Annotated in this window: 27 protein-coding genes and 1 pseudogene; 12 read left to right on the forward strand and 16 right to left on the reverse strand. The window is 72.4% G+C overall.

What is annotated here, in order from left to right:
- The first annotated feature begins 218 nt into the window (after nt 1-218).
- Nucleotides 219-2,102: a PAS domain S-box protein gene (locus ABZ857_RS28100; RefSeq protein ID WP_357048414.1), complete on the forward strand. Its 1,884-nt coding sequence runs from the start codon at nt 219-221 to the stop codon at nt 2,100-2,102.
- Between the two features lie 150 nt (nt 2,103-2,252).
- Nucleotides 2,253-2,705, forward strand: coding sequence for an ATP-binding protein (locus tag ABZ857_RS28105; RefSeq protein WP_357048188.1), 453 nt, complete (start codon nt 2,253-2,255; stop codon nt 2,703-2,705).
- A 76-nt stretch (nt 2,706-2,781) separates the two neighbouring features.
- On the opposite strand, the gene ABZ857_RS28110 is transcribed toward ABZ857_RS28105, so the two are convergent.
- From ABZ857_RS28110 to ABZ857_RS28125, 4 genes are all read right to left on the reverse strand, one after another.
- Nucleotides 2,782-3,294: a GNAT family N-acetyltransferase gene (locus ABZ857_RS28110; protein WP_357048191.1), complete on the reverse strand. Its 513-nt coding sequence runs from the start codon at nt 3,292-3,294 to the stop codon at nt 2,782-2,784.
- Nucleotides 3,295-3,317: 23 nt separating this feature from the next.
- A complete protein-coding gene (gene yidC, locus ABZ857_RS28115; protein WP_357048194.1) occupies nt 3,318-3,980 on the reverse strand; it encodes a membrane protein insertase YidC in 663 nt (220 codons plus the stop codon).
- Between the two features lie 67 nt (nt 3,981-4,047).
- On the reverse strand, nt 4,048-4,329 hold the full coding sequence (locus ABZ857_RS28120) for a DUF6412 domain-containing protein (RefSeq protein ID WP_357048197.1): 282 nt from the start codon (nt 4,327-4,329) through the stop codon (nt 4,048-4,050).
- Between the two features lies 1 nt (nt 4,330).
- Entirely contained in the window at nt 4,331-4,498 is a 168-nt protein-coding gene (locus tag ABZ857_RS28125; protein ID WP_167530395.1) for a hypothetical protein, read from the reverse strand.
- Between the two features lie 240 nt (nt 4,499-4,738).
- On the opposite strand from ABZ857_RS28125, the gene ABZ857_RS28130 reads away from it, so the two are divergent.
- Both ABZ857_RS28130 and ABZ857_RS28135 read left to right on the forward strand, forming a co-directional pair.
- Entirely contained in the window at nt 4,739-5,452 is a 714-nt protein-coding gene (locus tag ABZ857_RS28130) for a response regulator transcription factor (RefSeq protein WP_357048200.1), read from the forward strand.
- Complete coding sequence (locus tag ABZ857_RS28135; protein ID WP_357048203.1) at nt 5,449-6,564, forward strand: ATP-binding protein; 1,116 nt, start codon at nt 5,449-5,451, stop codon at nt 6,562-6,564. Before ABZ857_RS28130 ends, ABZ857_RS28135 begins: the two co-directional genes overlap by 4 nt.
- A 141-nt stretch (nt 6,565-6,705) precedes the next feature.
- On the opposite strand, the gene ABZ857_RS28140 is transcribed toward ABZ857_RS28135, so the two are convergent.
- Entirely contained in the window at nt 6,706-7,398 is a 693-nt protein-coding gene (locus tag ABZ857_RS28140; RefSeq protein ID WP_357048206.1) for an SDR family NAD(P)-dependent oxidoreductase, read from the reverse strand.
- 163 nt (nt 7,399-7,561) lie between these two features.
- On the opposite strand from ABZ857_RS28140, the gene ABZ857_RS28145 reads away from it, so the two are divergent.
- Nucleotides 7,562-8,101: a transcriptional regulator gene (locus ABZ857_RS28145; RefSeq protein WP_357048209.1), complete on the forward strand. Its 540-nt coding sequence runs from the start codon at nt 7,562-7,564 to the stop codon at nt 8,099-8,101.
- On the opposite strand, the gene ABZ857_RS28150 is transcribed toward ABZ857_RS28145, so the two are convergent.
- The 9 genes from ABZ857_RS28150 to ABZ857_RS28190 form a co-directional block, all read right to left on the reverse strand.
- The gene (locus tag ABZ857_RS28150) at nt 8,084-8,236 is read right to left on the reverse strand and encodes a hypothetical protein (protein WP_357048212.1); all 153 of its coding nucleotides are present in this window, start codon (nt 8,234-8,236) and stop codon (nt 8,084-8,086) included. The genes ABZ857_RS28145 and ABZ857_RS28150 overlap by 18 nt on opposite strands.
- A gap of 81 nt (nt 8,237-8,317) precedes the next feature.
- Nucleotides 8,318-10,093, reverse strand: coding sequence for an ABC transporter ATP-binding protein (locus ABZ857_RS28155; RefSeq protein WP_357048215.1), 1,776 nt, complete (start codon nt 10,091-10,093; stop codon nt 8,318-8,320).
- Nucleotides 10,090-10,617 (reverse strand): redoxin family protein, encoded by a 528-nt coding sequence (locus ABZ857_RS28160; RefSeq protein WP_357048218.1) that lies wholly within the window; start codon nt 10,615-10,617, stop codon nt 10,090-10,092. The genes ABZ857_RS28155 and ABZ857_RS28160 overlap by 4 nt, the downstream gene beginning before the upstream one ends.
- 27 nt (nt 10,618-10,644) lie before the next feature.
- Nucleotides 10,645-11,121: a S26 family signal peptidase gene (locus tag ABZ857_RS28165; protein WP_357048221.1), complete on the reverse strand. Its 477-nt coding sequence runs from the start codon at nt 11,119-11,121 to the stop codon at nt 10,645-10,647.
- A 2-nt stretch (nt 11,122-11,123) separates the two neighbouring features.
- Nucleotides 11,124-11,681 carry a MauE/DoxX family redox-associated membrane protein gene (locus tag ABZ857_RS28170; RefSeq protein ID WP_357048224.1) on the reverse strand — a complete coding sequence of 186 codons (558 nt, stop codon included), beginning with the start codon at nt 11,679-11,681 and terminating at the stop codon, nt 11,124-11,126.
- 165 nt (nt 11,682-11,846) lie between these two features.
- The gene (locus tag ABZ857_RS28175) at nt 11,847-12,005 is read right to left on the reverse strand and encodes a hypothetical protein (RefSeq protein WP_193201905.1); all 159 of its coding nucleotides are present in this window, start codon (nt 12,003-12,005) and stop codon (nt 11,847-11,849) included.
- Nucleotides 12,006-12,287: 282 nt separating this feature from the next.
- A complete protein-coding gene (locus ABZ857_RS28180; protein WP_357048227.1) occupies nt 12,288-13,853 on the reverse strand; it encodes a multicopper oxidase family protein in 1,566 nt (521 codons plus the stop codon).
- Nucleotides 13,854-13,864: 11 nt separating this feature from the next.
- Nucleotides 13,865-14,359 (reverse strand): hypothetical protein, encoded by a 495-nt coding sequence (locus ABZ857_RS28185; RefSeq protein ID WP_357048230.1) that lies wholly within the window; start codon nt 14,357-14,359, stop codon nt 13,865-13,867.
- A gap of 207 nt (nt 14,360-14,566) precedes the next feature.
- Entirely contained in the window at nt 14,567-15,004 is a 438-nt protein-coding gene (locus tag ABZ857_RS28190) for a hypothetical protein (RefSeq protein WP_357048233.1), read from the reverse strand.
- 224 nt (nt 15,005-15,228) lie between these two features.
- Here ABZ857_RS28190 and ABZ857_RS28195 point away from each other — a divergent pair, with 224 nt between their 5' ends.
- The 3 genes and pseudogenes from ABZ857_RS28195 to mptB form a co-directional block, all read left to right on the forward strand.
- Nucleotides 15,229-15,579, forward strand: a complete 351-nt coding sequence (locus tag ABZ857_RS28195; RefSeq protein ID WP_030511009.1) for an STAS domain-containing protein — start codon at nt 15,229-15,231, stop codon at nt 15,577-15,579.
- 19 nt (nt 15,580-15,598) lie between these two features.
- Nucleotides 15,599-16,330: a glycosyltransferase gene (locus tag ABZ857_RS28200; protein ID WP_357048235.1), complete on the forward strand. Its 732-nt coding sequence runs from the start codon at nt 15,599-15,601 to the stop codon at nt 16,328-16,330.
- A 374-nt stretch (nt 16,331-16,704) separates the two neighbouring features.
- Nucleotides 16,705-17,571: pseudogene (mptB, locus tag ABZ857_RS28205) on the forward strand (polyprenol phosphomannose-dependent alpha 1,6 mannosyltransferase MptB); the annotation flags it as partial.
- Between the two features lie 187 nt (nt 17,572-17,758).
- On the opposite strand, the gene ABZ857_RS28210 reads toward mptB, so the two are convergent.
- Entirely contained in the window at nt 17,759-19,921 is a 2,163-nt protein-coding gene (locus ABZ857_RS28210; protein WP_357048238.1) for a hypothetical protein, read from the reverse strand.
- Between the two features lie 62 nt (nt 19,922-19,983).
- Here ABZ857_RS28210 and ABZ857_RS28215 point away from each other — a divergent pair, with 62 nt between their 5' ends.
- The 4 genes from ABZ857_RS28215 to serS all read left to right on the forward strand — a co-directional run bounded on the left by ABZ857_RS28215 (nt 19,984) and on the right by serS (nt 24,135).
- A complete protein-coding gene (locus ABZ857_RS28215; protein WP_357048241.1) occupies nt 19,984-21,258 on the forward strand; it encodes a glycosyltransferase 87 family protein in 1,275 nt (424 codons plus the stop codon).
- 22 nt (nt 21,259-21,280) lie between these two features.
- Nucleotides 21,281-21,700 carry a DUF4446 family protein gene (locus tag ABZ857_RS28220; RefSeq protein WP_357048244.1) on the forward strand — a complete coding sequence of 140 codons (420 nt, stop codon included), beginning with the start codon at nt 21,281-21,283 and terminating at the stop codon, nt 21,698-21,700.
- Nucleotides 21,701-21,910: 210 nt separating this feature from the next.
- Nucleotides 21,911-22,831 carry a prephenate dehydratase gene (pheA, locus tag ABZ857_RS28225; RefSeq protein WP_357048247.1) on the forward strand — a complete coding sequence of 307 codons (921 nt, stop codon included), beginning with the start codon at nt 21,911-21,913 and terminating at the stop codon, nt 22,829-22,831.
- A gap of 38 nt (nt 22,832-22,869) precedes the next feature.
- The gene (serS, locus tag ABZ857_RS28230) at nt 22,870-24,135 is read left to right on the forward strand and encodes a serine--tRNA ligase (RefSeq protein WP_357048250.1); all 1,266 of its coding nucleotides are present in this window, start codon (nt 22,870-22,872) and stop codon (nt 24,133-24,135) included.
- Nucleotides 24,136-24,593: 458 nt separating this feature from the next.
- On the opposite strand, the gene ABZ857_RS28235 is transcribed toward serS, so the two are convergent.
- Nucleotides 24,594-24,797 carry a cold-shock protein gene (locus ABZ857_RS28235; RefSeq protein WP_030511000.1) on the reverse strand — a complete coding sequence of 68 codons (204 nt, stop codon included), beginning with the start codon at nt 24,795-24,797 and terminating at the stop codon, nt 24,594-24,596.
- Between the last annotated feature and the right edge of the window lie 227 nt (nt 24,798-25,024).

The following is a 25,024-nucleotide window of genomic DNA, read 5'->3' on the forward strand; positions in this document are numbered from 1 at the left end:
CTGCGTGCAGGCAGCGTATCGGAGCGGTCGCGAGGTGACGGAAAACCCCAAGATCAAAAGGTGAAAGAAGGCACGATGGGGACGTGGGTGACAGCAGCGTGGACGGCAGGGCGGCGGACCTCGCCTCCGCGGTCCCGGACGCCGCGGACCCGCTCGCGGGCGGGTTCGGCGTGGAGCCCGGCGCAGGCACGGGGCCTCTCGGGGGCGTCGCCGCGGCCGTGAACGGGAGCCTCGGCGCGGACGCGGACGGGGTCTCCGGCGACGTCGAGGAGGGCCTCGCGCGTGCGGTCCTGGCCGGCTCCCCCGACGCGATCGTCGCGCTCGACCGCGACCTGGCCGTGCTGAGCTGGAACGCGGCGGCCGAGCGGCTGTTCGGCTGGCCCGCGTCCGACCTGCTCGGCAGGCGGGCCCCGATCGTGCCCGACGAGCTGATGGCGGAGCACAACGCGGTGCTCGAACGCGTACGCGCGGGCGGTCGGGTGTCGCTGACCACCAAGCGTCTCCACCGGGACGGGCGGCTGCTCGACCTGCGGGTGGACACGAGCGCGTTGTGCTCTCCGGGCGGCGTCCTGCTCGGGTACGTGAACGTCTACCACGCCGCCGAGGACGACGACGCCGCGCACGGCAGGATGGTGCGCCGCGCCCGGCTGGTGCGGCGGCTGACCGACGTGGTCGGCGACATCAACGCCGAACTCGACCTGCCCGTCGTGCTCGACCGCATCGCCGCGAGCCTGACGGAGCTGACCGGGGCCGACGCCGGCGGTTTCGTGTCCATCGAGGGGGAGCGGCTGCGCCTGGTCGGCGTCCACCAGCTGCCCGAGACGCTGCGCGGGGCCACCGCCGGGCTGCACACCAGCCTGGTCGCCAAGCTGCTGCGCACCGGCAAGACCGTGCTGCTCGAGACAGGCCCGGAGGGCTTCCAGGACCTGATCTGGGCGCGCCTGCCCGGCCTGCACACGATCGCCGTCGGCATCGCCGCCGTGGGCGGGCGTCCCTACGGAGCGCTCTACGCGTTGTTCGCCCGGCGCAAGGCGAGCCATCTGGAGCTCGAACTGCTCGAACTGCTCGCCGGGCACGCCGGCATCGCGGTCGCCAACGCCATGGCGTACCAGGACGCGGTGCGGCAGCGCGCCCACGAGCGGGCCGTCTTCGACGCCAGCGCCGACGGCATCGCGGTGCTGGACGGCGCGGGCGCGGTCGTGCGGTGGAACCCGGCGGCGGCCGAGCTGACCGGCCACCCGGCGGAGCGGGTGATCGGAGGGCCGCCGCCCTTCCCGCTGCCGGCGCCGGGGGAGAAGCTCACCTTCCAGCTCCCGTCCGGCCGATGGCTCGACGTGCTGTGCGCGGAGATCCGGGAGACGGGGGAGACCGTCGTCGACTTCCGCGACGTGACCAGGGCCAAGGAGCTGGAGGAGGCCAAGGACCTGTTCCTCGCCACCACCAGCCACGAGCTGCGTACGCCGATCACGATCGTGCACGGCTTCGCCAGCACGCTCGACTCCCGCTGGGACCACCTGTCCGACGAGGAGCGGCGGTCGGCGGTCCACACGATCGCCGAGCGCGCCCGGTCGCTCGGGCAGCTCATGGACCACCTCCTGCTCGGCGCGCGGGCGGGCGCGGAGGAGCTGAAGGTCAGGGTCGAGCCCTTCGACCTGGCCGCACGGGTGCACGCGGCGACGCTCGGGCTGCCGGTCCTGTCCGACCGGCACCGGCTGGAGGTGGACATCCCGTCCGATCTCCCCTTCGTGTACGGGGACGCGCTGGCCACCGACATCCTTCTGGCCCAGCTCCTGGAGAACGCGTTCAAGTACTCCCCCGACGGGGGCCTGATCAGGGTCGAGGCATGGCCGGAGGACGACCGGGTCGTGCTGGTGGTGGACGACGAGGGAGTGGGCATCGCGGCGGGCGACCGGGAGCGGATCTTCGAGCGGTTCGTCCAGGCCGACAGCGGCAACCGGCGCAGGTTCGGCGGGGTCGGGCTCGGGCTCTACATCGTGCGCAACCTCGCCCGCGCCCAGGGCGGGGACGTCGCCGCGCTGCCCCGATCCGGCGGGGGAACCCGTATGCGGCTGGTGTTGAACTCGGCAGGATCTTCATCCTGATAAGACAGATCGGAGCGTGGCGTCACCACTTAAGCACTGAACTATTGTCCAATGTGCACAAGCTGTGATCCGGGGCACGGTTTCCCAGCCGAGTAAGCGGGGCATTTCGGTCGTACTGGCTCGTGCAGCAGAAACGGGGGTAACGGGGAGGTGAGTGCGTCGAGCGTCGTGATGCTGCCGTACGCACCGTCGAGCGTCGCCGTCGCACGTCAGCGCCTCAGCGCCGAACTTTCGAACGCGGGGCTGCTCGCCTCGGCCGTCGACGACGTCGTGCTGATCATGAGCGAACTGCTGAGCAACGCGCTGCGCCACGCCCACCCTCTCCCGTCCGGCCAGCTCAAAGTGGCCTGGTTCTGCTCGGACACCCAGGTCGAGGTGGCCGTGAGCGACGGCGGCGCGGGTACGGAACCCCGCGCGGGCCGCCCGACGCTGTCGTCCCTCGGCGGCCGTGGGCTCGGCATCGTCGAATACCTGGCCGAGCGCTGGGGGGTCAGGCACGAGGAGGAGGCGACCACCGTGTGGGCCGTCGTCCCCGCCTCATGGCCCGCCCGAAACGGGCATGTCGAGCTGTCCGAAACCCCCGTGCTGCGCGAGGTCGGCTGAGCACCCCGCGCGAGTGCCGCCGACCCCGGCGACGGCCCGGGGCGGGGCCTCCGCCGTGGCCCTCGCCGCCCGGCCGCTACGCTCCGCCGCCGCTGCCGCCGAAGGCGTGCTCCATGCAGATCAGGTCGTCCCGGGAGTCCCACGACTCGGTGACGGTGAAGCCGAGCCGCTCGTAGAGGGCGATCGCCGTCGCCCGCCAGCGCCACACCGACAGCCGTACCGACCGCAGGCCGGTCGCGCGCGCCCGGGTGAGCGCGGCGCGGACGAGCGCGCCCGCCACGCCCCTGCCGCGCTCACCCGGGTCCACCCACAACCGTTTGATCTCCGCCCGCCCCTCGACGGGCGCCCCGAGCACCACGCAGCCGATCGCGGCGTCCCCGCGCCGCGCGACCAGCACGACGCCGTCCGCGAACGCCGCGCCCGGGTCCTCGACCTCGGCACGGTAGCGCTCGGGCAGGCGCGTCGCGTCGGCCACCGGGACGCCCTTCTCGGCCTCGGTTCGCAGGTGGTAGGCGGCCAGGAGCGCCCGCAGGCCGTCCCCGCCGGCGTCCCCGGCCGCCCAGGTCGCGATCACGTGGTCACGGGTCATGCCGTCAGCATTCCACCTCGGCGTCAGACCGTGCGCGGGTAGAGGACGGCCCGCTCGGCCGTCGTCCAGGCGCTGCTCACGAGCAGGTAGACGCCCGCCGCGAGCGGGAGGAAGGCCGCCACGGCCACGGTCCAGAACGGCGCCAGCACCTGGAGGCGCCGCATCGGAGCCGTGGGCTCGACCCTGCGGGCGGCGATCACGGCCACGGCCACGAGCAGCGCGAGCAGCCCGGCGAACACCAGTGTCGGCGGGCTCACCAGGCCCGCGCCGGCGACCGCCGCCGCGAGGTGCTCCCCCAGCGGCACGCCGAGCACGCTCTGCGCCAGCAGCAGGTTCGGGTGCCCCGCGATCACGGCGGCCGTGAACAGCCGGTAGGTCACCATGAAGAACGGCGACTGCGCGAACGCCGGGAGGTAGCCGGTGAACTGGCCGACGCCCTCCTTGGCGTACAACGCGTTCACCTCACGCAGGAGCCGCTGCGGGTCGTTCTTCCACCGCGTGCGAAGTTTGTTCACCTGGGGAGCGAGCCGCGCCCGGATCCGCTGCGCGCGGGCGACGCGGACGCTCAGCGGGAGCAGCGACAGCCGTACGGCGAGGGTGACCAGGACGATCGCGAGCCCGGCGCCGGTGACGTGGCTGAGCGCGTCGATGAGCCGGTAGGCGGGGTCGAGCACGAAGTCGAACATGGGAAGCCTTTCGTCTGTGACCAGGTGAGTGAGGGCATGACGAAAGCGCTCGTGACCGGATCGCCGGTCAGCCGAGCGCGGGGCTTCCTGATGGTGCGCGGGGACGGGGACGGCCGGGCGTGCCGGGATCGCGCAGCCTGACCATCGCCGTCTCACCGTTGTACGACGGCCTGTCCGGCCCCTGACGCAGGACGGGGACACCGGCCAGCCGGCAGAGCATCCAGGCGAACGCCAGGACGGCCACGCCGGCCAGGCCGACCGCGGTCAGCGCGCCGGGGCCCGAAGACCCGGCGGCCAACTCGGCCAGCAGCCAGACGAGCGATCCGATGGCGGCCTGGAGGGCGTTCACCTCAGCGGGACAGCTTCCCGACGACGGTGACCACGACGACGGCGACGAGGGCGACGATCCCGATGATGAGCAGGAACTTCAGCGTCGCGAACAGCGCGGGGATCACGAATCCGAACACCAGCCAGAGGGCCAGGAGGATCCCCAGTACGGTCAGTACGGTACGGGCCATGGCCCCAAGGTACGCGGTGGGACCGACAACCGCGAGCTTGATCCAGAATCGGTTCCCATACCCACGATCCATGAGGTTTCACGTGAATCATCGCGTTCAGCCTCGATTCACCAACCGGCAGTCATGACGTGCGGGGAGTGGCGCGGCACGGCGCGCCGGGACGGCCGCCGAGAGCGGCCGGTTCTTACGGGTCGATGACGTGGCTCGGCCGGCTCGTCCGGCGGACTTACCGTTGAGGGCGTGCCCTCCTCGAGAACTCCCCAGAATCCCGCCCGTGTCCTCGTGGTGGACGACGACCCCACCGTCGCCGAGGTGGTGGCCCGCTACCTGGAACGGGACGGGCACGAGGTCGAGTGCGTGGGCGACGGGGCAGAGGCGCTGCGGCGGGCCCTGGCCGACCCGCCCGACCTGATGGTGCTCGACCTGATGCTGCCCAAGCTCGACGGCCTTCAGGTCTGCCGCAAGCTGCGGGAGCGCTGGCCCGTCCCGGTGATCATGCTGACCGCCCTCGGCGAGGAGATGGACCGGGTGGTCGGCCTGGAGACCGGCGCGGACGACTACGTGACGAAGCCGTTCAGCCCGCGCGAGCTGGCCCTGCGCGTGCAGTCCGTGCTGCGGCGGGCCCGCGGCGCGCTGGTGCCGACGGGCACCGGCGTGCTGCGCGACGGCGACCTGGTGGTGGACGTCGGCGCCCACGAGGTGCGCCTGGGCGGCAAGGAGATCACCCTGACCGCCCGGGAGTTCGACCTGCTCGTCTACCTGCTGCGCAACCCCCGCCAGGCGTTCAGCCGCACGGCCCTGCTCGACCAGGTCTGGGGCTGGTCGTTCGGCGACTCCTCCACCGTGACGGTCCACGTGCGCAGGCTGCGGGAGAAGATCGAGGACGACCCCACCGACCCGCGCAGGATCGTCACGGTCTGGGGCGTCGGCTACCGCTACGAGCCACTGTCGTGATCGTCCAGATCGTCGCGGTCGCCGCCGGGCTCGGCCTGGTCATCGCGGCCCTCGGCCTGGCGCTGCTGCGGGTGCTGCGCCGCCGGTCGATCGGTGTGATGCTCGCGGTCGTCGCGGCCGTGACGGTCTCCGCGACCCTGGCCGGGGTGGTCGCCATCACCCTCGCCATGATCATCGATGGGCGGCCGAAGAACATCGTGCTGACCGTCGTCGGCATCGGCGGCCTGGTGGGCCTCGGCGTCGCGCTGGTGAACGCCCGGACGGTGGTGCGCGCCAGCAAAAGCCTCGTCGGCGCGCTGGAGAGCGTGCCGCCCTCCGGCCGGTTCACCCCGCCGCCCGCGCCGCTCCCGGCCGAGCTGCAGACCATCAGCACCGCTCTGGAGCAGGCGTACGAGCGGCTGCGGCTGGGCCGTGAGCGCGAGCGGGCGCTGGAGAGCGCGCGGCGCGAACTGGTCGCGTGGGTCAGCCACGACCTGCGCACTCCCCTCGCCGGGATGCGGGCGATGGTGGAGGCCCTGGAGGACGGGGTGGCCGACGACCCCGAGACCGTCAAGCGCTACCACGTGCAGATCAGGGTGGAGGTCGACCGGCTCGCCGGGATGGTGGAGGACCTGTTCGAGCTGTCGCGCATCCACGCGGGCACCCTGCGGCCCACGCTCACCCGCACGGGGCTCGGCGACCTCGTCGCGGACACCCTCGCCGCCGTCGAGCCGCTGGCCCGCGCCAAGGGGGTGCACCTGACCGGCGAGGCGGACCCGCGGGTCCCGGTGCACGCGGACGCCGGGCAACTCGGCCGGGCCGTACGGAACCTCGTGGTGAACGCCATCCGCCACACGCCCGCCGGGGGGACGGTCGTCGTGCGGGCGTCGGCGGAAGAGACGACCGCCCGCCTGTCGGTGCTCGACGGCTGCGGCGGCATCCCGGAGGAGGACCTTCCCCGGGTCTTCGACGTCGCGTTCCGCGGCGAGGCGGCGCGGACGCCCGGCCCCGACGGCGGCGCCGGGCTCGGCCTCGCGATCGCACGCGGCATCGTGGAGGCCCACGACGGAGAGATCGGCGTGGTCAACGACGGCCCCGGCTGCCGATTCACTATCACGCTGCCCCTGGCCTGACAGTGTTCAGCCGAGGCGGGACGTCCGCAGCCGGCCGCGAGGCAGGGCTCGGCATGGTCTCCCACGTACGCCGTCGTTCGGCTCCCGGCTTCACAACGTGACCGGGAGAGTGAGCGGCGTGGTGTGACAACCGAGCCGTGGTCAGACGGGCTGGCCCATGGGCCGGATGGTCAGGGTGTTGAGGTCGACGCCTGCCGGCTGGTCGAGGGCGAAGCAGATGGCCTCGGCGATGGGCTGGGGAGACAGGGCGAAGGGGGGAACGCCGGCGCCTTGCCAGAAAGGGGTGTCGATCATGCCGGGGTTGACAAGAGTGACACCGATGCCGCGGGTCGTGGCGTGCAGGCGCAGGTTCTCGGCGAGTCCGGTGGTAGCCCACTTGGTGGCCGAGTAGAGATTGGCGGGAGAGTTCTTCAGCCCGGCGACGCTGCCGATGAGCACCAGCCGTCCGCCAGTGGCCTCAAGGTGGGGCAGGGCGGCATGGGCCAGCAGGGCGGGGCCGAGGACGTTGGTGAGAACCATCGGCGCCCACGACGTCGGGTCACCGGCCCCGATGGAGTCACCGGACATGAATCCGGCGTTGGCCACCGCCGCGTCAAGGGCACCGAAATGCTCCACCGTGCGGGTCACGACCGACTCGGTGGCCTGCCAGTCCGCCGCGTCCGCGACAAGACCCAGCAGCCGGTCGGGGTGGCCGGCCTCGTCAAGGAAAGTCTTCAGTTTGCTCTCGTCGCGGCCGGTGACCGCCACACGGTGGCCGCGGTCGAGGAGCAACCGCGCGGTGTGGGCGCCGATACCGCTGGTCGCGCCGGTGATCAGTACGGTCTTGCTGGCCATGGTCATGCTCCTGAGGTGTGGACGGGGAAGGCGGACGGCGGCCCGCGACGAAGGAGTGCCGTTCAAGTGCGCCGACCCCAGGAAAACGGCGCCGTCGAAGGCGGGCAAGGTCGCGTTTATGGAGGGTATAAACACAACCTCTTTCCCGTCTCCCGTCCAATGGATGGTGGACTCCATGACCATGGCCCCCGCCTTCGTACGCGACGGCCGTTTGGACATCGTCGCGAGCAAGGCGCTGTGCAGGGCCCTGTACTCACCGATGTTCGACAGCGACACCACCGGCGACCGGGGCTGCGCCAATTTCCCCCGTTACTTCTTCCTCGACCCCGGCTCCCCCGACTTCTTCGTCGACTGGGAGGAAGGCGCCAGGGCCACGGTCGCAGTGCTCCGCGCCGAAGCCGGACGTGAACCTCACGACCAGGCCCTGCGTGAGCTTGTCGGCGAGCTGTCCACGCTCAGCCCCGACTTCCGCACCATGTGGGCCAGTCACGACGTTCGAATCCGTCACGAAGGCATCAAGCGGCTGGACCATCCCGAAGTCGGCCGTCTGGAGATGACCTTCCGCTCCCTGAACCTGCCCCTGCCTCAACGGGCCGTCCACGACCTGATCATCTACACGGCCGAGCCGGGCACCCCCTCGGAGGACCGCCTCAAACTCCTCGCCAGTTGGACAGCACCGCAGACCTCACCCACGAATCGGTGACCTGGCCCCGGCCATGCGCTCGTACCACGCCTGTCGCTCCGCGTGCCGCTCCGTGTGCCGCTCCGTGTGCCGCTCCGTGTGCCGCTCCGTGTGCCGCTCCGTGTGCCGCTCCTTGATGGCCACGCCCAGCCCCACGAGCGTCTCCGCCTGCGCCTGCTGGGCCTGCTCCTGAAGCTGGACCCGCTGCGCCCAGGTCGGGCGGCCCGCGTGACCGTGTCAGCCGGCCTGGTAGCCCTCCGCCTGAAGCGCGAACAGGCTCGCGTACAGGCCGCCGAGGCGCAGCAGGTCGGCGTGCGAGCCGCGCTCGGCCACCCGTCCCTCGTCCAGGACCACGATCAGGTCGGCCTCCCGGATCGAGCCGAGACGATGCGAGATGAGCAGGTTGGTCCGCCCTGCCCGGTGCCGCCGCAGCCCGCTGTGGATCTCGTGTTCGGCCTCGGCGTCCAGGCCCGAGCTGGGCTCGTCCAGGATCAGCAGGTCACGTCCGCCCCTGAGGTAGGCGCGTGCCAGCGCGAGACGCTGCCACTGACCGCCGGACAGGTGGACGCCCGCCTCGCCGCCGTCGAGGAAGATCCGCGACAGCAGCGTGTCGTAGCCGCGGGGCAGCGCGCCGACGAAGCCGTCGGCCCCCGCCCGGCCGGCCGCCTCGGCTATCCGTTCCCGGTCCCCCATCGCGTCGAGGTCGCCGAGGCCGATGTTCTCCGCCGCGCTCATGTCGTAGGTCATGTAGTCCTGGAACACCGAGCCGATCCGCCGCCGCAGCCGCGCGGGATCGACATCCCTGAGGTCGACGCCGTCCCAGAGGATCGCACCCCGCTCCGGGTCGTACATCCGGCACAGCAGCTTGACCACCGTGCTCTTGCCCGCGCCGTTGCGGCCGACGAGGCCGACCGAGTGTCCGTACGGAATGGTGAAAGAGACGCCTCGCAGTGCCCACTCGTGCTCCGCGGAGTAGCGGAACCAGACGTCGCGGAACTCGATCCCCCGCCGCAGCCGGGGCACCGGCTCCGGCCGCACCGGGAGGTCCGGCGGGGCCGCCAGCACCGACAGGTAGTGACCGAAAAGCAGGGCCTGCTGGTGCAACCTCGCGATCTCCCCGACGAGGCCGACGATCGCCCCTTGGACTCCGGCGACGGCGGCGACGAACAGCGCGATGTCCCCGACGGTCCGGCCCCCGCCGAGCGTCTCCAGCAGGGTCCAGAGCAGACCCGCTCCCGCCAGCAGGGCGCTCGTGCCGCTCATGACACTCTGGACGGCGAGCTCCCGGCGGTCCGTGCGGCGGCGCTCGGCGTTGGCCGTCACGCGTTGCTCGCGCATCAGGCCGCGAAGGTGGCCCGCGAGGCCGAACAGCCGGATCTCCTTGGCCGCCTGGACGCTCAGGAGGAGGTCCTGGAAGAAGATCTCACGGCGCTCGTTCGGGCCTATCACGAGCAGCATCGCGGCGCGGCGCCGGGACAGCCAGACCTCGGCCGCGAGGCCCGGCGCGGCGGTGGCCGCCACCAGGACGGCCATCCACGGGCTGATCAGGGTGAGCGCGCCGAGGAAGCTCACGCCCGCCATCACCGACCTGACGGTCCCGAAGGCGGCCATGACCACCATGCCGGGCGTGGCGCCGCCGTACTGCAAGGCGAGTCTGAGCCTGTCGAGGAAGGCGGGTTCCTCGAACCTGGCCAGGCCGACGAACCGTTCGGTGGCGAGGAACAGGCGGTCCTGCGCGATGACGCCGACCCTCCTGCCGATTTCCTCCTTCAGATACAGGGTGGCCTGGGGGGCGACGGCCGCCGCGATCCCGCAGGCGGCCAGGGCCGCGCCCAACCAGGCGATCGACGCCGGGGCCGCCGTCCCGTGGGCGACCAGGTCGAGCACGACCTTGGTCAGCCAGGCGACGGCCGGTGGGATCACCGCGCCGGCGACGGTCAGCGCGCCGTAGGCGGTCAGTCGCGCCCTGCCCGACTCCCAGGCGAGCCGGACGGCCGCCCAGACCGCCCTCACGCGCCCAGGCCCTCCATGCTGGTGCCGCTCGCGAGGATCGTGCGGGAGGCGGCGACCAGCGCGAAGGCGGGGAACCCGGATACCGACAGCGCCCTCGTGAGGGCGCCGCCTGAGCTTTCGATCACCACGCGGGCGACGGGTTCGAGCGCGGCCCGCTCCGCCGCGACGTCCTCCTCGCGGCCGGACAGTACGGCGAGGACCGACGACCTCCCGCCCGCGTGGTTCTTGGCCGCGTCGACGAACGACGGCAGGCGCTCGGCGCAGGCGGGGCAGCCCGGCGAGAACGCGCCCACGAGCGTGGGCGTCTCGGAGAAGGTGTCGTCGGAGACGGTCTCCCCGTCCGTGGTCACGGCGGTGAACGTCCCGACGGCCGACCCGGCAGGGGCCATGACCGCCGGCCCGCGCCGCAGTGCGGCCAACGCCTCCGAGTGCTCACGGAGCCTTCTGATGACGCCCACGGACAGGACGAGGTCCACGGCGCACAGGACGCCGACGACGGCGACGAAGGCGATGAGGAACGGCATGAGATCTCCCTGCTCGGGCCGTGACTTTCATCGGCTGTTTTCCGGCGGCAACCGCCGCAGGACCACGCCCAGGACCAGGTCGGCGGGCACGAAGCCGCGCTGGCGCGAGTCCAGGCTGGATCCGGGGTTGTCGCCCAGGACGACCAGGTGGCCGGACGGCACCCGGTCGGCGTTCCGGAGCGCGGGCGCGTCCGCGACCGGTGCGGGCACCGGATCGCCCCCGACCGCCGCCACCCGCTTGATGTGCCATTTGCGTTCCGGCCCCGGCTGATGCATCCGGGGCCTCGGCGCCTCGACCACCACGACCTCACCGGTCCGTACGCGCCGGGGCGGGATGCGCCGCACCAGGACGCGATCACCGGTGTGGAAGCTCGGCCGCATGCTGTCGCCGGAGACCTCGACCACGACGAACCGCCGCCGCAGCCAGGCGACCAGGGCCAGGCCGGAGACCGCCACGGCCAGGACGAGAAGGAGGATCAGCCGCCCGTGAACCTGGTGGGCCACCGCTACCTGCTCTCCCGAGTGAGCCCGAACAGGTCGGCGATCTCCTCCGTCAGCACGACCAGGACCGTGACGAGCAGCGCGGCCAGGGCCGCGACCGCCGCTCCGGCGGGCTCGGCCGGCCCGCGTACGGGGACGAGGACCGTCAGCGCCAGGCCGGTGAGGGCGATCAGCCCGAGGAGGGCGTTGCGGGCGAGGTCGGCGGGCCCGACCGGCAGGTTCCGGCCGCCGAAGCAGTGGCAGGGGACCATGAGGCCCCTGCGGATCGCCTTGTGGATGACCAAGGAGAACGCCCCCAGCGCGGCCAGCGCCACCGCGAACCCGGCGGACGCCGTGGCCGGGACGACCAGCAGAACGACGACGGCTCCCTCCACGGCGGCCACCACGGCGGCGAGCGCGTGGTGGCGCTGTGTCGCCCGCGTGGTCACCGTACGGCTGGGAAGCAGCCGCGCCGTCGCCCCGGCGAACCGCAGCCAGGACTCCCGGCCGCGCAGCTTCGAGGCGAGCGAGACCAGGAACGTCAGCCCGATGGCCATCCGGCAGGCGAGGAGCACGTAGGTCACGGATTTCCCTTCGGCTTCGACTCCGCCGCTTGTGAGCCGGCGGCGGGTACCAGGCGGACCCGTCGGCTCCGGGGATGCCGTGACGCCCTGCGGCACGTCCCCGGAGCCGGACCGGCGGGCACCGCGTGCGGACGTCGTCCGCACGCGGCCCGCCGCGGCAGGGTCTCAGCAGGTGCCGACCTGGCCGCAGTAGTAGCCGTAGTTGCCGCCGTAGCAGCACCACTTCTGCTGCATGCACCAGCACGGCACCGCTGCCGACGCCTCGGTCCTCGGCACCAGGCGGGCGAGCAGGCGGTCGCCCCAGGACTGGAACGTGCGAACCATGGAGACTCCTCCCTTCGCGGGCTGATCATTCGACCAGCCGTCATCACGTTCTCATCGCGGCGACGGAGATCAACCGATGAGAGGTTCGGGACTCGGTCAGGTGGCCCTCGCAGTCAGGGGTCCCGGCGCGGTGACATGCGAGGTCGCCGTCCGGACCGGGACCCGACCCGGCACGGGTGACATCGCCTGTCATGAAAGGTTCAGGCGGGGGCCGGAGCGTTCCAGCATCACGGGACCAGGCCGTGGTGGGGGCCGCCTTCGCGAGGTCCTCACCTCGAGAGGTCATTCCGGCTCGTTCCCGGCCGTCCCGCCCACGGTGAAGGGCGTGGTGACTCCCTCGTACATGAGGTGGGCGACGAGACCCTCCGTGGCGTGCGGCAGGTTGTGGCAGTGGTCCATCCAGATGCCCGGGTTGTCGGCGAGGAAGGCGATGTCGTACGACTCGCCGGTGCCGACCTCGAGCGAGTCCACCCACCACGGGCTGCCCGTCGCCCGCACGCCGTCTCGGCTCAGCACCACGGCGTGATGGCCGTGCAGGTGCATCGGGTGCGGCTCGCCGCTGTCGTTGACGATGCGCACCCGCACCACGTCGCCCTCGGCGACGACGAACATCGGCACGTCGGGGAACATGTGGCCGTTGATCGTCCACCAGACTCCGGGACGTCCGTCAAGGAAGCCCGGGCGGCGCCCGATCTCGTAGTCGAACCGCCGGTCGGGCCGGTCCGGGTCGAACCCGAGTGACGCCGGAGTTCCGTAGGAGAGCAGGTCCAGCGTGGCCGTGGGCCGGGGGACGGCGGGCGCGTCGTACGACCGCGAGCCGAGCACGACGCCGGCCGGGCCGCCGACGTGGACCCGCACCGGCGAGCCGTCCTCGGGCATGGTCACCTCGATGTCGGCGCGGCCTCCCGCCGTGACCGTCACGGCGGTGTCCCGTACGAGAGCGGGCTCGTGCAGGTCGGTGCCGTCGACGGCGGCGAGCCGGAACGGGGCGCCGCCGACCCATACGGGCGTCTGGCCGTTCTCCGTGTTGATCACCCGTACGCGCACCCGTGCGCCGGGGCGCGCCACGGCGCGGACGTCTCCCTCCCGCCCGTTGATCGTCCGGGCCCCGTCGTAGAGGTGCAGCAGCGCCACGACGTCGGCCGTGCCTGCGGGCGGCGGTGCCGCCGGGGTCACCACCAGGGCGCCCAGCAGACCGCGGCGCACCTGCTCGTGGGAGACCTGGTGGGAGTGGTACCAGAAGGTGCCCGCCTGACCGGCGACGAACCGGTAGGTGAACGACCGGCCCACGCCGACCGCGTCCTGGGTGACGCCGGCGACCCCGTCCGCGGCGTTGGGCACGTCGACGCCGTGCCAGTGCAGCGTGATGCCGTCCGGCACCGACTCGTTGACGAGGCGGACCTCGACCAACTGCCCGACGGTCGCGTGGATGACCGGGCCGGGAGAGGTGCCGTTCAGCGTGTATCCGTCCACCGTGCGGCCCGTGGGCAGCCGGAACCGCTGCTTGCGCGCGACCAGGGTGATCGCGACGTCGGCCGCGCGGTCCGGGTCGGCCGTCAACGACGTCAGGCTCCGCGCCGACGCCGTGTGCTCGGAGTGTCTGTGCTCGGAGTGTCCGTGCTCGGAGTGTCCGTGCTCGGAATGCCCGCTGTGTTCGGAGTGTTCGGAGGTGCCCGCCACGTGTGTGAGAGCGCCGCCGTAGTCCGCGTATCCCATGTCCATGACCGAGTACGCGCCGGGCATGAGACTGTCCTGCCACATCCAGACCGGCGGGCCGAGCAGGGCGATGGTCGCGGCGCCCGCCAGAGCGAGCCGGAGGCGGGCGCCGCGACGGCGAGTCCCGTTCATGCGAGGTGTCGTCAGGCGACGGTCTCGACACGGCCGTGCGGCTGGGCGGGCGCGCCCACCGCCGCGCCCACCGCCGCACCAACCGCCACTTCGCGGCCGCGGCGCGCGGCGTGGACGGCAGCGCTGAACAGCAGCAGCGCGTTCAGGCCGTGCAGGGCGCCCAGGGCGGGGATCTGGTGGCCGAGGAGGCCCAGGGAGACCTGGACCGCGACGAGTAGCACCACGAGGGCGGCCCCCTTGACCGCTCCGGGGAGCTTCGCGAAGAACGAGGAGACGAGGAGGAACAGCGCGATCGAGGGAATGACCATCATTCCGTTCACGCCGTGGACCACGAAGGCGAAGAACTCGGGGAAGTCGATCCCCCCGCTCTCCGCGGCCGCCTTGTCGATCACGCCGCCCTGCTCGACGTACTTGAACAGCCCGGCGTCGCCGAGAACGACCACCATCGCCTGCACGGCGACCTCGGCCGCGACGAGGGAGGCCAGGACCTTGTAGACCAGTTTCATGACGCTCTTCCCATCCGGGACCCGGCAAGCCCTTCGACGTCCGGGCCCCGCGGTCCTCTCCTGCGCCGGCCGGCGCCCGTTTCCGCACGCCGGCCCTTACACAAGGGAAGTTAGGAACGCCTCCATGGCGAACACTTAATGACGACTTCGGTGCCTCTTGGCGTCGCAGAACCCGGCACGGAAGCGCAGCTCAGCGCCGTGCCGGGGTCACAGGTCGGTCTGGTGCTCCAGCTGGCCGCGCCAGGAGGGGACGTCCGGGGCGGCCTCCCGCTGGCGCGGGGTGAACGCCTCCGCCATGGCCCGGAACGTGGGGCACGGCCAGCGCCACATGCAGCTCCGGCACCGGAGGATGGGGTTGGCCGGGTCGCTCGAGATGCCGCCCGCGTCCCTGGGCTGGTGCAGTTCGAGCAGCCGGATGCCGAGCTCGGAGAAGCTCAGCAGCTCCTCGCGCGCCTCGGCCAGGAAGTCGAGGTCCTCGGCCGCGAGCCGGGCGCTGACCGGGACGTACCCCTCGCGGTTGACCAGGCCGCGCAGCGGCTCGGCCGCGTCGCGCCACGACGAGGCCTTCTCTGTGCGCACCTGGATGGTCTCCAGATGCTCGCGCAGCACGCGGCGCTGGGGGTCCTCGGGTATCTCACTGTTCATCTGCTCTCGGGCCCGCTGTGCTCGGCGCCCGCCCTCCTTTGCGGTGTGACGACCAAGACGCGGAGGTTCCGGGCCCTCCATCCGGCGACGCCGGTGTCGCATGGCGTCAAGCTTCGCGCACTCCGCGTTTACGTGGGGCCGGAATCGGGGACAAAGGGCGGACGACTCTTCGACGAATCCGATGGAGCGTGACCCGAGGCCGGGACGACGCTAGTGTGCGCCTCGTGGAGCTCAAAGTCGCGACGCAATCCCACGCCGGTCAGGCCGTCATGGCCGTCTTCGGCGAAATCGACCTATATACCGCGCCCCGGCTGCAGGCGGAGTTCACCCGTCTGCTGGAGACCGGGCCGGACCGGGTGGTCATCGACATGTCCGGAGTGGAGTTCTGCGACTCCACGGGCATGAACGTGCTGCTGTCGGCGCTCAAGCGGCTGCGCGAGCGGGGCGGCACCCTGGAGGTGGCGGCGCCGAGACCGGCGGTACGCAAGATTCTCCAGGTCACCGGCCTGGACTCGGTGTTCACGGTGCACGACACGGTGCCCGCCGACCTGCTCACCGCCGAGCACCAGGGCTAGGCGCATGGGGGAGATGGCAGTGCCCGAGCCGGACACCGCGGTGGTGATCCCGGCGAAGGACGAGGCCGACAGGATCGGCGCCACCGTGACCGCCGCCCTGAAGCTGCCCGGCGTGGATCTCGTGGTCGTGGTCGACGACGGCTCGTCCGACGAGACCGGCCGGGTGGCCAGGGCGGCGGGCGCCCGGGTCGTACGGCACAGCCGCAACCGGGGCAAGGCGGCGGCAATGGAGAGCGGGGCCGAGGCCGTACGCCTCCTGGACGAGGACCATCCCCGGCACCTGCTGTTCCTCGACGCCGACCTGGGCGAGACGGCGGCGGCGGCGCTCCCGCTGATCGACCCGGTACGCGCGGGCGAGGCCGACCTGACCATCGCGAAGTTCGCGACCAGGGTCAAGCTCGGCGGGCACGGCATGGTCGTACGGCTGGCCCATGACGGCATCAAGCGGCTCACCGGCTGGGAGGCGACCCAGCCGCTCAACGGGCAGCGGTGTCTCACCCGGGCGGCGTTCGAGGCGGCCCGGCCGCTCGCCCACGGCTTCGGCGTCGAGACCGGCATGACCGTCGACCTGCTCAGGAAGGGCTTCCGGGTGGTCGAGGTCGAGGTCGAGATGTCGCACCGGGCGACCGGCACCGACTGGCGCTCCCAGTTGCACAGGGCAAGGCAGCTCCGCGACGTCGGCCTGGCGCTCGCCGCCCGCGAGCCCGCCGTGGGCCAGGCGCGCGCCGCCCTCCGCCCGCCGCGCCGCTGAGCCGCGCCGCTGAACCGCGCTGTTTGGCCGCGTTGTTGAGCCGCGTTGTTGAGCCGCGCTGTTGAGTCGGGCCACCTGGTGGCTTCGCCCACGTCGGCGAGCCGGTGTGGTGGAATTCTCGGGTGGATTCGAGGGGGCGCGCAGGGACCGTCGCCCGGCTGGCCCCGGCCGCCGGCGGCCTGTCGATCCTCCTCACGATCACGATCGGCGCCCTCGGGCCGTCCGCGATGGTGCCGTGGCTGCCCGGGCGGTCGTGGCAGCCCCCTTACTCGCTCGACCTCGCGCCCGGCGGCCACCTCGTCGTCGCGCTGGCCGCCGCCGCGCTCGTCCTCGGCACGGTCGGCCTGGCCGGCGGCCTCGCGTACGCCGACCGGATGCCGCGGGCGCGCACGCTCGTCGTCGCCGGGTGCGCCGCCGCCGCGGTCCTCGCGTTCCTGCCGCCCTCCGGGTCTGCCGACCACCTCAACTACGCGGCGTACGGGCGGATGGCGGCCCTCGGCTACGACCCGTACGCGACCGTGCCCGCCGACCTTCCCGCCGACCCCGTCATCGGCCGGGTGGAGGAGTGGACCAGGACGCCCAGCGTGTACGGCCCGGTCGCGACGGCCGTACAGGCGCTGGCGAGCCACATCGGGGGCGAGTCGGTCGGCCTGACGGTCTTCGTGATGGCCCTGGTCAACGCCGCCGCCTTCGTCGCCACCGGCCTGCTGCTCCACCGCGCCACCGCCGGCGATCCGGTGCGGCAGCGCCGTGCGGCGCTGCTGTGGACGGCCAACCCGCTGATCGTCTACGAGCTCGTGGCCGGGATGCACCTCGACACCGTGGCGATCGCGTTCGTCGTGGCCGGGCTGGTCGCCCGCCGGGGCGTGCCGCTCGGCCTGGGCGTGGCGGTGAAGGCCACCACGGGCCTGGTGGCGCTGGGCACGGCGTGGGAGCTGCGCCGGAGCCCCCGGCGGCTCGCCCTGGTCGCCGGGTCGGCGACGCTGACCGTGCTCGTGGCATACCTGCTGGCCGGGCCCCACTCGCTCGACCAGTTGCTCGACGCCAGCAAGTCCGTCTCGCTGGCCACACCGTGGGCGCTCGTGAAAAGAGCCCTGCAGGCGGTGTTCGGGTCCGGGGCCTACCACGCGTGGATCCAGGCCGGGTCGCTGCTCCTGCTGGCCGCTATTGCCGCCCTCCTGCTGCGCGGCCGTCCGGCGGCCGAGCGCGAGGGCCCCGTGGTCGCCCTGGCCGTCGCCGTGGCCTGGCTGTTCGCCACGCCGTACACGCTGCCCTGGTATGACGGGCTGGGGTTCGCGCTGCTGGCCCTGGTCGCCTGGCCGGGCCTGGAGGCGTTCCTGGTCGCCCGGCTCGCCGTGCTCGCGCTCGCCTACCTGCCCGCCCGTCAGGCGGATCAGCCGGACGACCTGCGGTGGCTCGTCGACGTGGTCAGGGGCTGGGTGGCGCCGTCGCTCCTGCTGGCGCTGACGATCGCGCTGCTGTGGTGGGCGGCGCGGTCTGCAGCGCGCGTACGGACGCCGCCAGCGTCAGCGGCACCGCGACCGTCAGGGCCATCGCCGGGATCGCGATCCCCGAGTCGTTGATCAGGAACCCGGCGAACGCCGCGGTCAGCGCGCCGAACAGCCCGCCGCGCAGCTCCGGCGCCCGCTCGTAGGCCAGGCTCAGCGCGGGCGCGCCCCACCGGGACGGCCGGGCCAGCACGAGGAACAGGAACGCCAGCGCCACCAGCGACAGCAGCGTCAGCGGCAGATTGCCCAGCGTGTGGAGCATCGCCCCGAGCTTGCGTCCGACGACCGAGCCGCCCTCGCCGCCGACGACCTGCTGGACGAACGCCCCCAGATGCGTGCGCTGGTCGGCGGGGCGCAGCCAGTCGAGCACCGCGATCAGCGTGATGAGCGCGGCCCCCGCCACGGCGATCAGCCCGAGCCGCACGACCGACACCCGCCTGCCCGAGACCATCAGCACGCACACCGCCACGCCCAGGACGAACGACGGCACCCCGCCGAAGTCCGCGCCCCACGTCGGCCAGCCGTCCCCGACGATCGCGAGCAGGCCGTACGCCACGCAGACGGCCACGGCGAGCCTCGGCCGGCGGCGCAGCACGCAGGCGACGGCCGCCAGCAGCAGGATCGTGCCCGTCGAGTAGACGGCGAAGGCCATGTTGCCGAAGCCGTAGAACCTGCCGCCGGTCACCGGCTCGTAGCCGGCCACCGCGTTCACCTGCAGCCGCGAGCCCGTCACCACGTCGGCCAGGAGCGCGAGCGAGCTGATCCCGGCGACCACGGCGGGCGGCCCCAGCACGTGGCGGCGCCACGGCCCGGCGTACGCGAGCCCGGCCACCAGGACGGCGAATCCCAGGATCGTGCCGAGCAGGGCGGGCATCGGGTGCGCGAAGCCCCACCACGGCACGAGCTGCGCCAGGAAGATCGACACCGGGAGCGCGCCGCTGACCGTCGCGACGACCCGTGTGGTCGTCAGCATCCGCCGGTGGCGCCTGACCACGACCGCGGCCAGGCCGTAGAAGAGCAGTTGCGCGGCGACCAGCGTGATGAAGAACGGCTCCCTGACCTCCCTGAGCACCTGGCTCGCCAGGTCGGCGTCGGCCAGCCCGCGGGCGGCCTCGGTCACGGGCGGCGCCGCGCCGCCGCCCGACCACGCCCTGCCGACCGCGCCCTCGGGAGTGGGGACGCCGAGCAGGTGCGTGACCGTCGCCGTGACGTCGGTGATCGTGACCAGTGCCCGCTGCCGGGTCGAGGTGGCGGTCAGCCACCCGTGCCCGTAGGGCCCGCCGGCGGCGATCGCGACGTGCAGGTGCGCGATCGAGCCCTCGCCGCGGCCGGGGGAGTCGGACAGCCCCGCCACGAGCACGGCCGAACCGGCGGGCACCCTGGCGAGCACCTCGGCGACGGTCCGGTCGGCCGCGCTCACGGCCGCCCGCCGCGCCTGCCCGCGCCCGTCGTCCGCCTGGTCGTCGGCCTGGGCCCGGGTGATCTCCCCCGCCTCGGCGACGACGAGGGCGTACGGCGTGAGGTCGGGCAGCGCGGCGGGTGCCGCGGCGTACGTCGCGACCCTGCCGGACAGGTCGGCGGCGGCCAGGGCGGCCCCCGGGCCGATGGCCGCGATCTTTCCTCCGGCGGCGGTCACGGCGTCGGCGAGGAGCCCGAGCCGCGCCTTGAAGGGACCGGCCTGCTGCACGGCGACCAGTTCTGACCAGTTCGGAATCGTCGCCGTGCCGTCGGCGGCGGTGACGGGCTCGGGAAGGGGCCCGCAGCCCGCGCCGGGAGCCCCCGCCCGCTGGCCCGCGGAGACCGTCAGCCACCCGGCGGCCGGACAGGTCACCGGCAGGCCCTCGGGAGGGACCGCCCGCGTGGACAGCGACGCGCTGGAGCCGCGGGCGGCCAGCCCCCACAGCGCGGGGGTCAGGCGCGGGTCGAGGTCGTCCCAGCGGAGGCCGGGCACCCCGATGACCACCACCCGGCCCGTCACCGCTGTGGCCTGTCGAGCAGCCGACGCGGGCGAGACGGGCAGGACGAGGGCCGCCACGACGAGCGCCAGGATCGACGCGAGGAGCCCCACCGGCCTGCGACGCACTGTTCCGCGCTCCCTCATGATCGATAACGGTGCGGACACGGTCCACGGTAGCCTGCCTGGTCATGACGACTGGCCGGATCGCCGGGGCCCGCCGGCCCGCGTGGGCGTGGGCGCTCGCCCTGGTGGCGCTGGCCGTCGCGGCGTCGCCGCTGATCGCCTACTGGCTGACCAACCCCGAGGACCAGCGCCTGGTGGACCTGGACGTCTACCGTACGGGCGGCTGGGCGCTGCTGCGGGGTCTGCCCGTCTACGACGTGATCACGCCGGCTCCGCAGCTGCTGCCGTTCACGTACCCGCCGGTGGCCGCGATGCTGGCGGTGCCGCTCGCCCTGGTGTCGTGGCCGGTCGCGCAGTGGGTGTGGACGGTCGCCATCGTCGCCGTCCTCGCCGTGACGGTCCGGCACGCCTTCCGGGCCTTCCTGGACGGCGTGCGCGGCGCGCTGGCCGCGCCGCTGCTGTTCGCCGTGCTGTGCGCCGCGTGCACCTATCTCATGCCGATCAGGGACCAGTTCAGGTTCGGCCAGGTGGACCTGTTCCTCCTGGCGTTGTGCCTGCTCGACTGCGTGGTGCGCAGGCCGTGGTGGCCGCGCGGGATGCTGATCGGCCTCGCGACCGCGGTGAAGCTCACCCCCGGCGTGTTCCTCGTCTACCTGGCGATCACCGCCTTGCCCTCCCGGGAGGGGGATCCAAGGCAGCGCCACGGGAGCACAGCACAGCGCCGGGCCTTCTTCATGGCGGTGTTCACGGCGGCCCTGCTCACACTGCTGCCGTTCCTGGTGATCTTCGACGACGCCCGGGACTTCTGGTTCGGGGCGTTGCTCGACTCCGAGCGGCTGGGGGCGAACGCCGCCACCACCAACCAGTCGCTGCGGGGCATGCTGCTCAGGCTCTACCTGCCCGGCTGGCTGACCTCGCTGCTCTGGCTCGCCGCCGTCGCCGTGATCGGCTGGTACGGCTTCCGCCGCGCCCGGCGGGCGTACCTGGACGGCGACGTGACGACGGCGGTGGCGCTCACCGGGTTGATGGCGGTGCTGCTGTCGCCGGTGGCCTGGATCCACCACATCGCCTGGGTCGTGGTCGTGCTCGCGGCCCTCGCGGGGTCCGGCCGCGACCCGGTCCGGCTGCTGGTCGCTGCGGGCGTGTGGCTGTACTACGTGCTGCCCATCCCCTGGTGGGGGGTGGCGCTCAAGGCACTGGAGATCCCCGTGCTCAGCCCGGTCGCGGGGAAGATCGTGCAGAACGCGTTCGGGCTCGGCGCGATCGGCCTGGTCTGGCTCCTCGGCTCCTGGCTGCCCCGGCGGCGGGCCGCTGTCGCCGTTCCCGCTGCGGCGACTTGACCAATTCATTACGCTCGGTGCCGTGCTGGTTACCGTTGTGGAGATGGCCGGGGTCCTGGCGGGTGTGACCGGCGTGGCCGTCGGCCTGACCGCGCTGCGCGCCGCCCGCCGTTCCGTGCGGGAATGCCTGGACGCCCTCGCCCGGCGGGCCCCCGTCGAGGGGCCCGTGGACAGCAGGGCGATCCGCGACGTGGCGCTGTATCGGTACGACGCGCTCGACGAGATGACCGGCAGGCTGTCGTTCTCGCTCGCGCTGGTCAACGGCTTCGGTGACGGCGTCGTGCTGACGTCGATCAACGGACGCACCGAGACCCGCACGTACGCCCGTGCCGTACGCGGAGGGAAGGGAGTGCAGCCGTTGTCGCCGGAGGAGGAGCACGCCGTGTGGGCCGCCAGGCTCGGCATCGGGCCGGAGGTCGAGCCGCACCGCCTCCCCCGCTGAGGCGGGACGGCGGGGGTGCCGATCCGCGAGGACGGGGACGGTCCGACAGACCACGCCTTGGGGTGCGGCGAGGACCGTCCACGGGCGGTTCGCGGCCGCGGTTGTCCACAGGATGAGCGGGCCTGTCCACAGGACGAGCCGGACGAGGATGTTTTCCACAGAAGTGTCTCCGCATGCTCGCCACAGCTACCTGCGGATACCCTTGAGGACATGTCGAAGCTCGCGTACCTGGGGCCTCAGGGCACCTTCTGTGAGGCGGCCCTGCGACTCCTGGAGCCGGATGCCGAGCGCCTGCCCTGCGCCAACGTCGGAGCCGCGCTCGACGCCGCCCGCGACGGCGAGGCGGACGGCGCGGTGGTCCCGCTGGAGAACTCGGTGGAGGGGGCGATCACACAGACCCTCGACGAGCTGGCCGGGGGGAGGCCGCTCCACATCACCGGCGAGTGGCTGCTTCCGGTCGAGTTCTCCCTACTGGTGCGGCCCGGCACCGAGATGGCGCAGATCAAGCGGGTCATCACCCACCCGGCGGCCCACACCCAGTGCCGCGGGTTCATCGAGCGCGAGCTGCCCGGCGCCGTGGTGATCGCGGCCTCGTCGACGGCCGCCGCCGCGCAGGAGGTCGCCTCTCCCGAGTCTCCGTACGACGCGGCGATCAGCCCGGCGATCGCCGGGGAGTACTACGGGCTCGACGCGATCGGCTCGAACATCGGCGACCGCTCCGACACCGTCACCCGGTTCATCAAGGTGAACCGGCCCGGGCGGCTGCCCGAGCCCACCGGCGCCGACCGCACCTCGCTCGTGGCCTTCCTCCGCGACGACCACCCGGGCGCGCTGCTGGAGATGCTGAGCGAGTTCGCGGTGCGCGGGGTCAACCTGACCCGCATCGAGTCGCGTCCCACCGGGGACGGCATCGGCCGCTACTTCTTCCACTTCGACTTCGAGGGCCACATCGCCGACGCCCGGGTCGGGGAGGCCGTCGCCGGTCTCCACCGGCTCTGCGACGACCTGCGGTTCCTCGGCAGCTACCCGCGGGCCGACCGGGTTCCGACGCAGATCAAGGAGGGTACGGCGGACGCGGACTTCGCCGAGGCCGCCGAATGGCTCGGAAAGATCCGCGCCGGTCTCGCTTGACGGGCGGGAGCCGCACCGGCTCCGGTAGCCTTTGAGCCGTGATTGACCTGCGAACCCTTCGTGAGGACCCTGACCGGCTCCGGGCGTCGCAGCGCGTCCGCGGCGAGGACGACTCGGTCGTGGAGACCCTGCTTTCGCTCGACGAGCGCCGCCGTGCCGCGCTCAACAACTTCGAGTCGCTGCGCGCCGAGCAGAAGAGCATCGGCAAGTCGGTGTCCCGCGCGTCCGGAGACGAGCGCCAGGCGCTGCTCGACCGCGCGAAGGAACTGGCCGCGCAGGTGAAGACGGCCGAGACCGAGGCCGCCGCGCTGGCGAGCGAGCTCGACGAGCTGCTCATGACCGTGCCGAACATCGTCGAGGAGGGCGCGCCCCCCGGCGGCGAGGACGACTACGTGGTGCTGGAGGAGGTCGGCGAGAAGCCGGTCTTCGACTTCGAGCCGCGCGACCACGTCGAGCTGGGCGAGCTGCTCGGCGCGATCGACATCGAGCGCGGCGCGAAGGTCTCCGGTGCCCGGTTCTTCTTCCTCAGGGGCGTCGGCGCACGGCTCCAGCTCGGGCTGCTCAACATGGCGATGCAGCAGGCGATCGAGGCCGGCTTCACGCCGATGATCACTCCTGTGCTCGTGAAGCCGGAGTCGATGCAGGGCACCGGCTTCCACGTCGCCCACGACAAGGAGATCTACCGGCTGCCCGAGGACGATCTCTACCTCGTGGGCACCTCCGAGGTGCCGCTGGCGGCCTACCACGCCGACGAGATCCTCGACCGCGCGTCGCTGCCGCTGCGGTACGCCGGATGGTCGTCCTGCTTCCGCCGTGAGGCCGGCTCGTACGGCAAGGACACCCGGGGCATCATCCGGGTCCACCAGTTCGACAAGGTCGAGATGTTCTCCTACTGCCGGCCGGAGGACTCCCACGAGGAGCACCTGCGGCTGCTCGCCTGGGAGAAGGAGATGCTCGAGAAGGTGGAGCTGCCCTACCGCATCATCGACACGGCGGCGGGCGACCTCGGCACTTCGGCGGCCCGCAAGTACGACTGCGAGGCGTGGATTCCCTCGCAGGGCCGCTACCGCGAGCTCACCTCGACCTCCAACTGCACCGACTTCCAGGCCCGCCGCCTGAAGGTGCGCTACAAGGACGGGGACGGCAGGCCGCAGCACGTGGCCACCCTCAACGGCACGCTCGCGACCACCCGCTGGATCGTGGCGATCCTGGAGAACCACCAGCAGGCCGACGGCTCGGTGGTCGTCCCCAAGGCGCTGCGGCCGTACGTGGGGCTCGACGTCCTGGAGCCGCTGTCCCGTTAGATCCACGGGCCCCTGATCGAGGACCTCCGGCGTGGTGCCGACCGCCACGTACGGAGGTCTTCGTGTCTGTGTCCCGGTGGTTCTGTCTCCCTGTGGTTCTGGGCCCGGTGGCTCCCCTCAGCGGCCGGGTTCGGCGGCACGGCGTGGTTCGGCGGGGCACGGTGTGGCTCGGCGGCACGGTGTGGTTCGTCGGCACGGTGTAGTCGCCGGCGCGACGTAGTGCGGCCGAAAGCCTCAGATGTCCACCAAAGTGCGACCTGCACCTTTGACGGCAGGGGCGTCAGATGTGATGTAAATCTCTCGCTTCGGACGGCATCCGAGTGAGGAGAACGGCTCCGCGCGTGAAACTTTCATGCGCGGCGGCCTTCGCGGGTCCGCCGCCGCGCTTACCGCCGGGTCACCCCGGGCACGCGAAAGGCGGGGCTCGCCACGGCGAACCCCGCCTTTCTCAAGTCAGGTCAGATGCCCCGGACGTTCGACGCCTGCGGGCCCTTCGGACCGGCGATGACCTCGAACTCGACCCGCTGGCCGTCCTCGAGGTTGCGGTAGCCGCTGCCCGTGATGGCGGAGAAGTGCACGAACACGTCGGGCTCGCCGCCGTCCGGTGCGATGAAGCCGAAGCCCTTCTCAGCGTTGAACCACTTGACGGTTCCCTGAGCCATTACTGCTCTCCCTAAGGAAGTGAATCTTGGGGACCACACCTCGTGGACCCCGGGTGTGTCGCACAGCTCCCCGGGTGGCTCATACAGTCAAACTGGTTTTCGCTACGGGAACAGCTAATACAACGCCTTCACATCTAACACTATGTAGCCCGTTGGTGTTCCACGTCCGGAGGAGATTTCTCGCACCGGGTGTGGCCGAGGGCATGCCACGGCCTATCTCGGTGCAC

The sequence above is a fragment of the Microbispora sp. NPDC046933 genome, from assembly GCF_040644635.1.
Lineage (GTDB): Bacteria > Actinomycetota > Actinomycetes > Streptosporangiales > Streptosporangiaceae > Microbispora.

What these genes read in the sequence shown, in the direction of transcription:
- ABZ857_RS28110 (WP_357048191.1), bottom strand. Translation starts at nt 3,294, where the DNA reads ATGACCCGTGACCACGTGATCGCGACCTGGGCGGCCGGGGACGCCGGC.
- yidC (WP_357048194.1), bottom strand. Translation starts at nt 3,980, where the DNA reads ATGTTCGACTTCGTGCTCGACCCCGCCTACCGGCTCATCGACGCGCTC.
- ABZ857_RS28125 (WP_167530395.1), bottom strand. Translation starts at nt 4,498, where the DNA reads ATGGCCCGTACCGTACTGACCGTACTGGGGATCCTCCTGGCCCTCTGG.
- ABZ857_RS28140 (WP_357048206.1), bottom strand. Translation starts at nt 7,398, where the DNA reads ATGGCCAGCAAGACCGTACTGATCACCGGCGCGACCAGCGGTATCGGC.
- ABZ857_RS28145 (WP_357048209.1), top strand. Translation starts at nt 7,562, where the DNA reads ATGGTGGACTCCATGACCATGGCCCCCGCCTTCGTACGCGACGGCCGT.
- ABZ857_RS28160 (WP_357048218.1), bottom strand. Translation starts at nt 10,617, where the DNA reads ATGCCGTTCCTCATCGCCTTCGTCGCCGTCGTCGGCGTCCTGTGCGCC.
- ABZ857_RS28175 (WP_193201905.1), bottom strand. Translation starts at nt 12,005, where the DNA reads ATGGTTCGCACGTTCCAGTCCTGGGGCGACCGCCTGCTCGCCCGCCTG.
- ABZ857_RS28180 (WP_357048227.1), bottom strand. Translation starts at nt 13,853, where the DNA reads ATGAACGGGACTCGCCGTCGCGGCGCCCGCCTCCGGCTCGCTCTGGCG.
- ABZ857_RS28185 (WP_357048230.1), bottom strand. Translation starts at nt 14,359, where the DNA reads ATGAAACTGGTCTACAAGGTCCTGGCCTCCCTCGTCGCGGCCGAGGTC.
- ABZ857_RS28190 (WP_357048233.1), bottom strand. Translation starts at nt 15,004, where the DNA reads ATGAACAGTGAGATACCCGAGGACCCCCAGCGCCGCGTGCTGCGCGAG.
- ABZ857_RS28215 (WP_357048241.1), top strand. Translation starts at nt 19,984, where the DNA reads ATGACGACTGGCCGGATCGCCGGGGCCCGCCGGCCCGCGTGGGCGTGG.
- pheA (WP_357048247.1), top strand. Translation starts at nt 21,911, where the DNA reads ATGTCGAAGCTCGCGTACCTGGGGCCTCAGGGCACCTTCTGTGAGGCG.
- ABZ857_RS28235 (WP_030511000.1), bottom strand. Translation starts at nt 24,797, where the DNA reads ATGGCTCAGGGAACCGTCAAGTGGTTCAACGCTGAGAAGGGCTTCGGC.